Annotated in this window: 9 protein-coding genes; 6 read left to right on the forward strand and 3 right to left on the reverse strand. The window is 57.1% G+C overall.

The window, feature by feature from the left end:
• Positions 1-93 precede the first annotated feature (93 nt).
• Positions 94-4,965, forward strand: a complete 4,872-nt coding sequence (locus tag U6037_RS15340; protein ID WP_322843568.1) for a dermonecrotic toxin domain-containing protein — start codon at positions 94-96, stop codon at positions 4,963-4,965.
• A 63-nt stretch (positions 4,966-5,028) separates the two neighbouring features.
• Here U6037_RS15340 and U6037_RS15345 read toward each other — a convergent pair whose 3' ends face one another.
• Positions 5,029-5,298 carry a PepSY domain-containing protein gene (locus tag U6037_RS15345; protein ID WP_322843569.1) on the reverse strand — a complete coding sequence of 90 codons (270 nt, stop codon included), beginning with the start codon at positions 5,296-5,298 and terminating at the stop codon, positions 5,029-5,031.
• Positions 5,299-5,452: 154 nt separating this feature from the next.
• Between U6037_RS15345 and U6037_RS15350 the strand changes: the two genes are divergently transcribed.
• Positions 5,453-6,466: a FecR family protein gene (locus tag U6037_RS15350; RefSeq protein WP_322843570.1), complete on the forward strand. Its 1,014-nt coding sequence runs from the start codon at positions 5,453-5,455 to the stop codon at positions 6,464-6,466.
• A gap of 55 nt (positions 6,467-6,521) precedes the next feature.
• Here U6037_RS15350 and U6037_RS15355 read toward each other — a convergent pair whose 3' ends face one another.
• A complete protein-coding gene (locus tag U6037_RS15355; RefSeq protein WP_322843571.1) occupies positions 6,522-8,867 on the reverse strand; it encodes an acylase in 2,346 nt (781 codons plus the stop codon).
• A gap of 1,914 nt (positions 8,868-10,781) precedes the next feature.
• On the opposite strand from U6037_RS15355, the gene U6037_RS15360 reads away from it, so the two are divergent.
• The gene (locus tag U6037_RS15360) at positions 10,782-11,159 is read left to right on the forward strand and encodes a fe2+ zn2+ uptake regulation protein (protein WP_077572726.1); all 378 of its coding nucleotides are present in this window, start codon (positions 10,782-10,784) and stop codon (positions 11,157-11,159) included.
• An 18-nt stretch (positions 11,160-11,177) separates the two neighbouring features.
• Here the strand turns inward: U6037_RS15360 and U6037_RS15365 are convergent, their stop codons facing one another.
• Positions 11,178-11,366, reverse strand: coding sequence for a hypothetical protein (locus U6037_RS15365; RefSeq protein ID WP_038363103.1), 189 nt, complete (start codon positions 11,364-11,366; stop codon positions 11,178-11,180).
• 158 nt (positions 11,367-11,524) lie between these two features.
• Here U6037_RS15365 and U6037_RS15370 point away from each other — a divergent pair, with 158 nt between their 5' ends.
• The 3 genes from U6037_RS15370 (at position 11,525) to U6037_RS15380 (ending at position 14,332) form a co-directional block, all read left to right on the forward strand.
• The gene (locus tag U6037_RS15370; RefSeq protein ID WP_007918111.1) at positions 11,525-11,665 is read left to right on the forward strand and encodes a hypothetical protein; all 141 of its coding nucleotides are present in this window, start codon (positions 11,525-11,527) and stop codon (positions 11,663-11,665) included.
• Between the two features lie 277 nt (positions 11,666-11,942).
• Entirely contained in the window at positions 11,943-13,190 is a 1,248-nt protein-coding gene (locus U6037_RS15375) for an MFS transporter (RefSeq protein WP_322843572.1), read from the forward strand.
• Between the two features lie 11 nt (positions 13,191-13,201).
• Positions 13,202-14,332 (forward strand): acyl-protein synthase, encoded by a 1,131-nt coding sequence (locus tag U6037_RS15380; RefSeq protein ID WP_322843573.1) that lies wholly within the window; start codon positions 13,202-13,204, stop codon positions 14,330-14,332.
• Position 14,333 lies beyond the last annotated feature (1 nt).

A 14,333-nucleotide genomic window follows, 5' to 3' on the forward strand; every position in this document is an offset into this window, starting at 1 on the left:
GGTGCGTGCGGTAACTATTTACCACCAGTGCGCCCAGTCGCGTCTCTATTCTTGCGCTCCCCGGCCCCAACGCCTCCGCTCCGAGTCTCGATGATGTCTACGCCCCTTGCTCCACTCCTGTTTCCGGATGTTCTCAAAGCTCCCGGCCAGCACGCTGACCTGGCTACCACGCATGGTCTCAACAGCAAAGATTTCAGCTGGCTTGCGCATGTGGAACTCGCGACTCACACGTTGCGCAGTGAACAAACCCCGCCGATGTTGGCCGAGCGCATTCTGCTTAACGCCGACAGGCAATTGGCGGTGCCGCTGGCCGGGAGTTTTATTCTCGGCGCCGGGCCGGATGATGGCGGTGTGTTTCTGTACACCCCCTATGACGGCCTGAAAAAATACAGCGATCAAGAGGCGCTACTCGAAGCGTTGCAGGCGCGCCTCGACAACGCTGACGAAGAGGATGATCTGTTGGCGTTCCTCAGCGTTTCGCTGCGCAAGGAACTGGTGGAAAAGCGCGGTATCAGCCTGACCCTCGAAACGATCGAAGGAGACGTGTTTGATGATCAACAAGCGGCGATCAACACGTCCCAGGAATCGTCGACGCGCGACCTGCTGGATGAGCTCAAGCGCCTGCCTTCGCTCACCACCCTGCTGGAAAAGATTCTCGACGAACTGCTCGAACCCCACTTCGCAGGTCTGCAACAATCACACACCCGCGTCAGTTTTTTCGCCGACACCGCGCCCCTCTCAGGGGATGTGCGGCAATGGGTCGATTCGCTGTCACTGAGTGAAGCACTGTTGCTGCACTTTCGCCGCCAAGGCTGGCCGCACGGGCAGAAAGCCGAATTCTCCAACCCGGCCCGTTCCAGCACAGAGGCTGACCAGACCGCATGGGCGGATGCGATCAAGACCGCCTCGGGAAAACTGACCATGCTGTTGTTTCGACAGCTTGAGGTTTACTGGAATGCTGCCGCTTTCGAGGGCTCCTCCAGACGCACATTCTTCAGCCGGACGTTGCTGGATCAGGTGCGTGCAGACTTACTGCTCAAACGCGAAACCGGCATCCTCGACGCGAAGGAATTCGACGCTCTTCACAGCTTGATACGAAAGCCGGACAGCGCCGTGCGGCGTCCGACCTTCGAAACGGTTTGCCTGGGCGAAGGAACCGCCTATGTCGAATTGGCTGGATCGCTGATGATCAACCATGACAAGGCTTATCTCTACACCCCCACCCAAGGCGTGCAAGTACTCACCGACTACGCCGACCTGCGCCAAACGCTGATCGCCAAACTCAATGCCGCCGGACATGAAGACGAGCTGTACGGGCTCATGAACCTGGAGGAGCGCAATCGCTACCTGGGCTTCGCCAATGCTCAGGTGTCCGGCGAAAACATAGCCGGCGATATCATGGCAACACTGATGGAGGCGATTATCACCAAGCAACGGCAGAGCGTTGAATTCGCCTTGCAGCTGTTTCGCCAAAGCGAACGCCGTACTGACATTCATGCATTTTTCGATAAGGCGCTGGATATCCGTTCGATGATTCACGAGCGCCTGGTCAGGCTAGACGTCTATGAGCGCTGGAGCACCCGTCCGCTGTTCTCCAGCGCACCGCCCTCGTCAATGGTCCAGGCCGACAAAGCTGCGCAACTGGCGACAACGTTAGAACGAACACTGGAAAATCTCACCGACAACTTCAAGGGCCAGCCGACCGCGAGCAGCGCTGAACAACGGGTCTTTCTCGAAGGCATTCGATGGAAACTGGCGCAGGCTTTCGAGGATGGAGTGCGCGGTGAAGCGCACATGAGAAATCTCAGCGACTCCTGGCCTGCAGCGGAACGAAAAATCGTCGATACCGTATTCGACGCAAAACACGCAACACGCATGGACCGCCAGTCACTCAACGGTTTCCGGCCGGATGCGTGGGCGCTCAACCTCACTTGCGAGGGCCGAAGTGGCGTGCTGTCACTCGCTCACTGTGTGTTGCTGACCGAGCGCGGAGGCATGGACGTAGCGCACTCCGGGCGCGCCATCTTGTGGACGCCCGCCATCGGCCTGGAATCGTTCGACAACATAGCGATTGCGCAAAAACAATTGCAACAGCGCCTGAACGACAACAACCAGAGCCAGACGCTGCTGGAAAACCTGCCGAAGACGCAACATCGGCTGGATCAGCAATACACGCTGGGCACCTTTCAATTGATTGAAGGCAACGTGTTGAACGACCGTATGCAATCGGCCATTGACCACTATCTGGACCATTGCGAGGCGTTACGCGTTTGCATAAAGGATGAGGACTCACTCGCCGGTTTTCTCGACAAACTGAAAAACAAGGTCATCGAGACCAATCTGCGCCGGGCCGTTGAGCTTGCCAGGACTGTTGCCCGTCATCTGGATTTCCCCGATTGGCTGCGCATGGCCCCGGTCGCGGAACAGCGTACCCAGCTCGCACTGCTGGACGAGTTGCGCCGCTGCTTTATCGAAGGCAAGGATTTTCTCGAGGGTGTGCCCGCGTTGGACAGCCACGTCGAGCAGACCTTGAAAACGCTGCTCGACAGCAGATTTCCGAACAACGGCCTCAAGCCACAAGACATCCGCATCACCCCGAATCTGACGCTGGCCGGTCCTGCCTGCAACCTGCTCGAATTTGCTCTGCACCACTACAACATTGTGCAGGGCACCGGGTTCAAGGTTGCCTCGAATACCACCGCAGGGTTGCCGGCAAAACTCAATCAGTCCGCCGTCCGCCAACTGCTGCAATCCCTCGATATCAGCACCACCTACACGCAGAAAGTGAGCGAGGCGCTGTCAGCTGACAGTGAGTCTGCGCGCACCAGCAAAGAGCGGTTTTTACGTCAGTTGCCCTGGCAATTGATGCAGCATGCGCACGCGATGAAGTTGCAGCAACAGTTGTCAGAAACCGGCTATGACTACATTTGTCAGGTGCTGGACATGCCGGACGGAGTAGCGCGTGCCACCGTAGAGGGTGCTCACGCCGTCGTCAGCCCACTGTCATTGATCACGACCACGGGGGCTGACTTCGTCGATACCCTCGGGCTTTATGTCATCGGGCCAGGCGCGGGGCAGACAGGACCACAGGTGCTTTATGCCCCCTACTCCAAATACGTTTTTCGTGAATTCGAAAATGCAGCGCAGTTGATCGATGCACTGAATGCACCCGGACACTTTCAGGACTTGATCATCCGGCGCCTGCCCTCCGGCGAGCAGGCCGTGTTCAAGAATCTGCTAAAAACGACAATTGGCAAAACCAGTGAAATCCAGCTGCAAAGCACGCCCGTCAGCGGCAATGTGCTGGAACATCTGCACAGGGATACGCTCAGCCTTTTGCCGCAGTTACTCGGTTGCCAACCACAGATCAACGCGCAAGCGGACTGGGAGGCGGCAAAGTTTCTATTCAGTCACGGTGTTCGTCTGGTCCCACACCTTCTGCCGGGGAAACTCGCTTCCCTGTTTTTTCTTTGGAAAAGCTACGAGGATTTCAAGGAGTCTGCCGAGGAGCTTCAGCAACATCATTGGGCAAATGCCTTGAAAAGCTTTATCTCGGGGGCGATTTCCCTGTTCAGTCTGGGCCGCCTTTCCTGGGAAACAGAGGCAGAAACGCAAACGGCCGAATTTGCCGCCGAGGCGCAAACACCCGGCACGACGGCTGCCGAAACCGGCGCAAGCACGACAGCGAAAGCCGCTCCGCGCTGGTCGAAGGTCGACCCCGTTACGCCGTCTCGCGTTGATTTACAGCCTTTTGAAACCACCACAGCGCTGGAAAATTTAAAGCTTCAAAGCAATAAACTTGTCTATGGCAGTGCATCGAGCACACAAAGGTATGCAGCGATCGCCGGCAAGGTCTATCCCGTGATCGAGGATGAAAAAGTCTGGTACTTGCGCAATAAAGACGGCGGACAGGGACCAGCCCTCGAACAGAAAAACTCAAGGCTGGTACTGGCACGCCCCGGTCAGATCGTTCATCGCTGTCGATCGAAGCGCAACCGTCTGCAAGCCGACGTTGAACGCAGCCGTTCAATACTGATGTATATCCAGGCGCAAGGGATGGCCCAAATCAATCGCCGCTATCCGGCCAGGGCTTTCGTGATCCGGCAAGCTGTGGCTCGGGCAAGAGAATATGCGCTGAATTGTCTGCATAACTTCGTCATACATCGCGACCACCTGGGTGGCAGTCGCCTGGAAACTGTACTCAAGGATTTTTTCGAGGTATCACAAGTCACGCCAGCACTGCTCGGAAGATTTGAAAAGGTGATCATCCCCATCTGCCGGGAGCTGACGGATCCAGCGGATGACTTGCTCTATACAGAGCGATTTTTCGCCGGTTTGAACGTGCATTACGACACCGATACGGTGGCCTTTGTGTTCAAACAGGACCGGCGAAAGATCGTCCACCTGACCGAGCTGTTCTTTAATCCGCGCCTGGATCCCTACACTGCCTTCTTGCCCCCCAGGTTCAATGTCGACTCCCATGCTCGCGCTGTCACGCTGATCCACGAACTGTCTCATTTGGTTTGCGACGCTGAAGATTTGGACTTCGTGGAGGCGATGAGTCCCTACCCAGACCTTATCGACATAACAACCGTTGACGGTAAAACGCTCAAAGCGCGTCTGGAGCGTGAGCGTAAATCCTTGTCCCGCTCTGCGGCGCCGACACGCCTGTTTGCAGACAAGAGCAAAAATGGCGTGTGGATAGACATGGACCACGTGCCGGAGCGGGCCAATGACTACAGAAAAATTCTCAAACTGACCAAAAGCAAAAACCTTGCAGATGCACGCAAAGCCTTCCGCAATCCAGTGTCTGCCGACGTACGCATAGAGGTGAAATTGGCCAACGCCGACTCCATTGCACTGCTCATCAGTGAAATGGGCAGGCGGCTCGATCCCCTTCCGGCGCCGATACCTCTGCCGGCGCCAATCGTCAGCCAGGCAGGTGCCTTGCCAGCTTTGCCATAACCACCGGACCAGAGAAACGCCGGCATGAAGCCGGCGTTTCATCACAAGGCGCAGCCGCCTCGGTTAATCCTTCTGATCCCGCAACACGTTGCCCGAAGCGCCGTCGATGCGGAACTCGTAGACAACACCGTCAGCCTTGCGCCCTTCGCCTTTCCAATAGCCATCGTTGTCGGCTTCGATCTCGTAGACCTCGACATAACCAGCCTTGGTCTTGACGATCTCGATGGCTTTTTCGATGGTGATCCAGCCAGCGCCCGGCCGGTCGGCCATAGCTGCACCCGCGCTCAGCAAGCCGGCAGTGGCAATTAGTGCTGCGATTGTCTTTTTGATCATTTTTTCACTCCATTTGTGGATAGTAGGCATTTGCATCCTGTTTTTTTGGGGTGCCGGGGCGAAAAATAAGTTCCACTTTGATGGGTAAATGCCATGACGAATGTTCTCGGTAACTTCCCGACAAGGTTAGAATGTGCGAAATCAGGACGAGTCAATGACCCAAGACACTCTCTCGGAAGCCGAATACGATGCGATCACCGATGCCGCCGCGCATTGGTGCATGCGTGTGCACGCCGCCGACTGCACCGATGAAGAGCGTCGCGCATTCAAGCAATGGCACGACGCCCATCCGCTGCACGCCTTCGAATATGAAGCCATGCTGGAAATCTGGGACGTGGCCGAACACTTGCCGCGCCCGGATTCGGCCACCGTCATCCCGACCCACCTGCCAGTGCGGCAGCCTTCGCGTACGTGGCGTCAATTCGCTGTAGCCGCAGGTGTTTGTGCGCTCGCGCTACCGTTGGCGGCGTACACCGGCTGGAACCTGGGCTGGCTGCCCAACAGCTATGAGCATTTCGCCGCCACCGACAATGTCCGGCAGGTGACGTTGAGCGATGGCAGCCAACTCGAACTGAACCTCAATACCGATCTGACCTTCAGCAACTACAAGGACGAACGCCGGGTCACCCTGAAAAAAGGCGAGGCATTCTTTACCGTCAGCCACGACCTGTCCCACCCGTTTGTCGTCCGCGCAGGCGAAGGCAAGATTCGCGTCACCGGCACGCGTTTCAATGTCTGGATGTATCAGGATCAAGTACGGGTGAACCTGATCGAAGGTTCGGTGCTGGTCACCAGTGATCGCTCATTGCCCGGCGATGGCTTGCGCCTCGGCCCGTCGATGCAGGCGCGCTACAAACACGGCGACTACATCCCGCAGATCAGCCAGACCTACTCCGGTGACACGTCACTGGCCTGGCGCAACGGCAAACTGGTGCTGGATAACCTGGCGTTGAGTGAAGCCCTGCCACTGATCAATCGTTATCTGAGCAATCCATTGCAGCTGGCTGACAACAGCACGGGTTCGATCCGCGTGGGTGGCATCTACAACATCAAAGAGCTGAACAACCTGGCCAACAGCCTGCCCAAGGTACTGCCGGTCTACCTGAGCCGTAACAAGGAAGGTAACCCGGTGATCAACTCGATACCGCAACAACCGCCAAAAAGCTGAAGGCCGCGTCCTTTGCAGGAGGCGGCCTTCGGGCTCGATGCATTTAACGCTCGAATTATTGAGCGGCGACTTTCCCCGCCTCGTCCAGCGTTTCGCGAACAGTCTGCACCTGGTACTGCGGGTCAGCCTGAATCTGCTGCTCGGTAAACGGCAGCACACTCCACTGTTTCTTCGAGAACGCCTCGGTCTGGTCCCGCGAATACTTCGATGCCGGGTCGCTCGACAGCGAAAACGCCAGCAGCCCTTGGGCGTGCGGGCCCTTCTCATCGAAGGTCACGACTTGCAGGTAGCTGGTGCCACTGACCACTTCAAGTTTGCCGTCTTCACGCGGCACGCTCTGAATGGCGTTGTAGATCCCCAGAGTGCCCGGGCCGCCGTGAATCGGCGTCTGTTGCCCGCCACTGCTGACCACCTGGATATCACCCCAGCGGGTTTGCGGCTTCAGGCCCATTTTCGTGCTCAACTCGACCGACGCCAACATGGCTTCACGCAGCGCCCTGGCCACCGCTGGCTGCTCGACCGCCAATCCACGCGGCGTGTGTTGCGCATCTTTGGGATCGAACGCCACGCGCCAGACATCCGGCAAAGCCTGCAGCGCCTGCATGATGTTCTGGAAATGCACCAGGCCCAGGCCTGATTCCAGATTGGCGCGGCCATCCCAGGCCTTGAGACTGACGCAAACCGGCTTGAGCGCCTGCGCGTCGGCGCCGAGGTCAGAAGCACAGAACTTCAACAGATCCGGGACAACCTGAGTCGCCAGATAGACCTGATCGTCCATCACCATTTGCTGCAGATCCTTCACCGCCAGTGGACCTTTATTGCCCAGCTTGCTCAAACGATCCAGCGCAAACCGTGAACGCAAGCCCAGCGGCTGGCCGTCCTGACTGATCAGCGGCGAGAAACCGGTGAGCGGTTGCGCCGGATTAGCCAGCCACGCCGAATCGTTGGAGTGCTGGACGAAGTCCTTGCGCAGCAGTTGCGGTAATTGGCTGGAGGCATAAATGCCTTTCTGCGCGGCTTGTGGATCAATGTCCCACGCGCAGGCACTGTTGGAACCGTCCAGCACGATCATTTTTGTACCAATACGCGGATCACTGCACTTGGCCAGTTTCTCGGCGTTGACGTTCGGCACCACTGACAGGTTCATGTACAGCGTCTGGCCCTTGTCATCGACGGCCAGGGTATTGACCCAAGGAATGCCCTGAATCTTGTGCACAGAATCCTGCAGCTCCTGAAGCGTGGACGCCTGATTCATCGCATACCACTGATTCAGCACTCGATCATTGTCGAGGTTGGCATCACGCAGGCTGTAGGCGAACTGATTGTCCCAGTCGAGCTTGCCCGGCCATTGCACAATCGGCCCGAACTGCGAGCTGTAGACATCCTTCGAAACCGCCACCACCTGCCCGTCAGCCTGCTTCACCTGCACGGTCACAGTCTGCTTGTTCATCGGCAGGGATTTGCCATCGAGCAGGTAGCGTGTGGCGTCTTTAGGATCGAGTTGCAAGCGATACAGGGTGAAATGCTTCGACGAATCGACCGTGTGCGTCCAAGCCAGATGCTGATTGAAGCCGATATTGATCATCGGCAACCCTGGCAACGCGGCGCCCATGACGTCGAGCTTGCCGGGAATGGTCAGGTGCATCTGATAAAAGCGCATGCCGCCCACCCAAGGGAAATGCGGGTTCGCCAGCAACATCCCGCGCCCATTGAACGAGCGCTCACTGCCCACCGCGACAGCGTTACTGCCACGATCAAGAGCAAAACGCTGCTGACGCGCATCGGCCAACCGATAAGCCTGCACGTCGTGTTCGATCCCGGCTGTCGCTTGCGGCGGAGTGGCGCCGGCCAAAGCCTCGGCAAACTGCCCGACCCCACCCTCGACCAACAGACGGCGGGTCAGCTTCACCAGATCTTCCGGTGCAATCTCACGCACCCACTCACCCTGACACTGTTGCGGCAAGCCCTGCTGGCGACGCTCGGCCAGATAACGGTTGTAACCGGCGGTATAGCCTTCGACCAGATCACGCACCTGCGCAGGTTGCGCCTGCCAGAATGCCTTGACCGCTTCGGGGGTGTTGAGCCAGGTAAAAAACACATCGCTGACACGGTTCTCGCGCTGTTCGACGGTGAACTGATCCGGACCGAAGAAACGTGAACGCTGGCCATTGACCGTGACGATCTCGTTGGCCAGCAGGCACAGATTGTCCTGCGCATAGGCATAACCGATACCGAAACCAAGCCCGCGCTCGTCTTGCGCGCGAATATGCGGCACGCCAAAAGCGGTGCGACGAATATCGGCACTGACATCAGTGGCCGGGCTGAACGCATGAGCCGAACAACTCAGGCCAAGAAACACGCCCGCCAAGGTCAGTCCGGTTAACTGTCTGGAAATAATCACACTCGCTCCTGATCGACCTGCCAAACAGCGGATCTGGCGCTAACGCCGATCCGCCCTGGGAACACCCACGCGTCCACGCGCAATGAGCCTGTCGAAGAAACGAAGCCAGAGCAAAAAATTTAGGACCGCCACGCAATCCCCCAAAAACGCAGAATCTAAAGCCCCCTCACCCTAGCCCTCTCCCGGAGGGAGAAGGAACTGACCGAGGTGATTGTGAGCGATACGTCGACGTGAAAAACCGAGTCGAATTCAATTCTGAAACAGATCAAAAGACCCTCACCCTAGCCTTCCCCCGGAGGGAGAAGGAACTGACCGAGGTGATTGTGAGAGGTACGCCGACGTGAAAAACCGAGTCGAATTCAATTCTGAAACAGATCAAAAGACCCTCACCCTAGCCTTCCCCCGGAGGGAGAAGGAACTGACCGAGGTGATTGTGAGAGGTACGCCGACGTGAAAAACCGAGTCGAATTCAATTCTGAAACAGATCAAAAGACCCTCACCCTAGCCTTCCCCCGAAGGGAGAAGGAACTGACCGAGGTGATTGTGAGCGATACGCCGACGTGAAAAACCGAGTCGAATTCAATTCTGAAACAGATCAAAAGCCCCTCACCCTAGCCCTCTCCCAGAGGGAGAAGGAACTGACAGTGGTGATTGTGGGCGATACGTCGACGTGAAAAACCGAGTCGAATTCAATTCTGAAACAGATCAAAAGCCTCTCACCCTAGCCATTTCCCGGTGGGAGAAGGAACTGACAGTGGTGATTGTGGGCGATACGTCGACGTGAAAAACCGAGTCGAATTCAATTCTGAAACAGATCAAAAGCCTCTCACCCTAGCCATTTCCCGGTGGGAGAAGGAACTGACAGTGGTGATTGTGGGCGATACGTCGACGTGAAAAACCGAGTCGAATTCAATTCTGAAACAGATCAAAAGCCCCTCACCCTAGCCCTCTCCCAGAGGGAGAAGGAACTGACAGTGGTGATTGTGGGCGATACGTCGACGTGAAAAACCGAGTCGAATTCAATTCTGAAACAGATCAAAAGCCTCTCACCCTAGCCATTTCCCGGTGGGAGAAGGAACTGACAGTGGTGATTGTGGGCGATACGCCGACGTGAAAAACAGAGTCGAATTCAATACTGAAACAGATCAAAAGCCTCTCACCCTAGCCATTTCCCGGTGGGAGAAGGAACTGACAGTGGTGATTGTGGGCGATACGCCGACGTGAAAAACAGAGTCGAATTCAATACTGAAACAGATCAAAAGCCCCTCACCCTAGCCCTCTCCCGGAGGGAGAGGGAACTGACCGAGGCGTTTTGCAGAGATGCGTCGACGTCAAATACCAAGCTGAATTCAAGCCCAGCAACAAACCAGATCAAAAGCCAAACACACCCAGCTCTTCACCACTCAACAGGATGAGCGTTAGCTCGGCTGCAGCTTTTGATCTTGATTCACAGGCCGCGTCGGCAGGCTGAGTGGAGGGATTGATCCGGGCGTGGGAGCGCAGCGACCGTTTGGCGCAGCCAAACACAGCGAGAGGAGGTGCAGCGAAGCAAACCGTAGGCGCTGCGCCCGGATCGATCCCGGAGCGAAGGAACCCCGAGCCCCAGCGAGCGGGCCGAACGCTGCGGCAAGCCTTTTTGGGTACTTTTTCGGCGTCTGGAAAAAGTGCCTCGCCGTAAGGGCGAAACCGCCAGCCGCACCCCCCGAAGCACCGGATATACACCCAAAACCCCAAGAGCATGGTCGGCCCAAAGGCCGCCAAGCCCAACGCAACTTCAAACCACGATCACAAGGAAAAGACAAATCCCCGACAAATTTTCTACATTTTTTCTTTCATGATTTGTCGTGCTGATACGTCTTGTCTTAGAGAGCGCAAAAAAACCATCCCGATCAGGCTCTGAAAAGGAGTAATCGCATGTACAACTCGCAACTACCAACGGACGGTAGCCAGGCACCCAAAGGAGTTTCCATGAGCCCCCACGCGAGCGATTTCGGGCAACGCGTCGAGCGTCACGGCAATGAACGCATCCGGCTGCTGCTGAAAAGTTTCGGCCTGCGCACCAGCCTGATTCGTCTGAAAGTCATCGACGCCCTGCTGGTTGCCGCACAAAGCGAGCGACGTCTGGGCGTGCGCGGTGTCCACAGCCAATTGCTGGATCTGGATATTCCGCTGTCTTTCCTCAGTGTGCGCGAAGTGCTCAAACGGCTGTGCGCCGAAGGTGTGATCACCTTCAATGAAGACAAGAGCTACAGCCTGCACCCACAGGCTGCGGCCGTCCTCAACAACGATTGATGCGTGCGGCAAACGCCGTCAAGGCTTGACCTTGCGGCGCATTACGCCATTGATCACCACCACGATCACTGCCACACCGATGGCGACGAACTGGAACGTCTTCTCCGAAATCATTCCGGCGTTTTGCAGCCAGGACAGGCCGAGCATGATCGCCAGCACCGACACGGCGATCAGAATCGAATAAATCAAGCGTTGCTTGTGGGTCATTGCGGCTTCCTGAAACGTTGAAATGTATCTGCTTTGTATCCGATTGCATGCCATGTACTTACCGTTCTTCGGGGATGCATCGTGGCAATCGGGGTCTCATGTTACAGCCGATGAAGAGTTTTGGCTTCATGACGGCGTAACCATGAGGAACTTTCAAAATGCTGCGTCGAATCACCTGGCTGATTCCCGTTCTTGCCCTGCTGACCCTAAGTGGCTGCATCATCTTCCCCCACGGTGGCTGGCATGACGATCACCACCGTTACTACCAGGGCGGCCCCGGCTACTACCAACATCGATAGAACAGGATTGTTCGCCCTGCCCGCTGGCCGATAAGCAGACTGCGGCAGGAAATCAACAAGTCCGCTCAACTTCAAACAAAGCCCGCCCTGTTGCGGGCTTTTCTGTTTTTGCCGCCGGGTCCGCCACGCCTTCGTAACTAACGCTTAGCGGCAACGCGCAACCCACAAAACAAGTTGCAAGCATTTGAAATCTTATGTCGCAGCAAAAAAATAGGTCATGCACGGCCCTGCAACTAGTCTCTGGCAACTTTCCTTTCACTCACTAACAGGGACGTTTATGCAGAGAACACTGATAAAAATCGGGCCGCGACAAGTGCTCGGATTCTGTTTTGCGCTAAGCGCTTTTGAACTTCTGACGTATATGGCCAGCGACCTGATCATGCCAGCCATGCTCAACGTTACAACTGATCTTCAGGCCGATGTGCGGCATGTTCCCAACGCCTTCAATCTTTATCTGCTTGGCGGTATCTGCCTGCAATGGCTGATCGGGCCATTGTCCGATCAATGGGGCCGACGGCGGGTATTGCTGAGCGGTTGCGCATTGTTTGCTGTGGCCTGCGCCGCTGCGTTTCTTACGAAGAGTATTGAAGCCTTCAATCTACTGAGACTGCTGCAAGGAATGGGCTTGGGTTTTGTTGTCGCGGTCAGTTACCCGGCCCTTCAAGAAGTCTTCTGCGAGGCCGATGCGGTGCGTTTGATGGCGCTGCTCGGCAACATCGCCCTGCTGTCACCGCTGGTGGGGCCGCTGCTGGGCATTCTGTTGTTGCAATGGTTGTCCTGGCGCGAACTGTTTTTGGGCCTGGGCCTGGTAGCGTCGCTGGTCTGGCTGGGACTGTTCGTCTACATGCCGGAAACGGTCGGGGTGACGCGCCGCGACGGGCATCTGCAACCCGCGGTACGTTTTTCCTGGCGCCAGACCTGCCAGCGCTACCGGGTCTTGTTTGGTAATGGCCGATTCCTCGCTGCCAGCCTCGCGCTCGGGCTGATGAGCTTGCCATTGATTGCCTGGATCGGCCTGTCACCGTTGCTGCTGATGCAGTTGCTCGGGCTGTCGCCTGTTGAATACGGTGTGTGGCAGATTCCGGTTTTTTCTGCCGTGATCGCCGGCAACCTGATCCTCGACCGTTTGCTCGCCACTCACTCTTTGCGCCAACTGATCCGGCTGGCGCTCTGGCCTTTTTGTCTGGGGCTGCTGGCGCTGATCGTCAGCGCACTGTCCGGCGCAGGCCTGGGCCTGGTGGTCGCCAGCCTGGCGTTGTACGCGGTCAGTCTGGGCATGAGCAACGCCGCACTCTATCGGCTGGCGTTATTTACCAGCGATGACAGCAAAGGCCTGGTCTCGGCAATGGTCGGCATGATTTCGATTGCCGTGATGGGCCTTGGCGGCTTGCTGATTGCTGCCTTCGGCGGTGGCGCACGCCTCGAACTCTTCGCGCTCTTCGCCGCCTTCAGCGGCCTGATGAGCCTGCCGTTGGTGCAGGGATTGTTACAAGGCTCACACGCCGACTCCCCCACCGCTCAATAAAGGAATATTGAATGAATCTGTTCCCCGCCAGCGATGCGCTCTGCGCGTTGCCACACCCCTACTGCCCGGATTCGGTGCCTGCAAGCCTGTTCGATCGGGCCATGACCGAGATCAGTCGATATCATTGCCAGCACACTCCCGGTTACGCCCATTGGCTGAATGCCAACGGTCTCGACGTGGCAGCGCTCGACAGTCTGGATGACTGGTCGCGGCTGCCACCGATTCTGGCCAATTTTTTCAAACAGCAACTGTTGCTCAGTCCGACCGGGGAAAACGCCCTGGAACTGACATCGTCCGGCACCAGTGGCCAGAAAAGTCGCATGCGTTACGACCCGCGCAGTCTGTCGCGCGCGCAGTTCATGGTCGAACGAATCTTTAGCCACTACGGCTGGAACTGCGCCGATACGCCGTGCAACTACCTGCTGCTGAGCTATGAACCGCAGGGCGCTATCACATTGGGGACGGCATACACCGACCAGTTCCTCTGCCAGTTTGCCCCGGTCAATCGCGTCGCCTACGCCTTGCGCTGTAACGGTGACGGCCACCAGTTCGATCTGTTCGGGGTCATCGCGGCCCTGCAATCATTCGCCGAAGAAGGCTTGCCGGTGCGCATTTTCGGCTTCCCGGCATTCCTTTGGCAGACCTTGCAGCATATGCAGGCTAACGGCATGCCTGAGCTGAAACTGCCGGACGATTCGCTGGTGTTTTTCGGCGGTGGCTGGAAAACCCGCAGCAGCGAGGAAATCCCCAGACTGCAACTGTATGGGCGCATCTCCCGGCAACTCGGCATCCCGATATCGCGCTGTCGCGACGGTTACGGTGCGGTCGAGCACGCGGTGCCTTACATCGAATGTGCCCAGCATCATTTTCATGTGCCGGTTTACGCCAAAGCGTACGTGCGCAATCCGCTGGACTTCTCCGTGCAGCCCTACGGCCAGCAAGGCTTGCTGGGATTCGTCTCACCCTACATTTCATCCAGCCCGGCGCACGCGGTAGTGATGAGTGATCTGGCAACGCTGCACCCCGGCTCGAGTTGTGGCTGTGGCCTGGCCTGTGACTGGTTCGAACTGCATGGACGCGCGGGTACCACTGCCAGCAGAAGCTGTGCGATGGCCGCATCGGAATTACTGGGGAGTCACTGAC

It is taken from the genome of Pseudomonas sp. B33.4 (genome assembly GCF_034555375.1).
In the GTDB taxonomy this organism is placed as follows: Bacteria; Pseudomonadota; Gammaproteobacteria; order Pseudomonadales; family Pseudomonadaceae; genus Aquipseudomonas.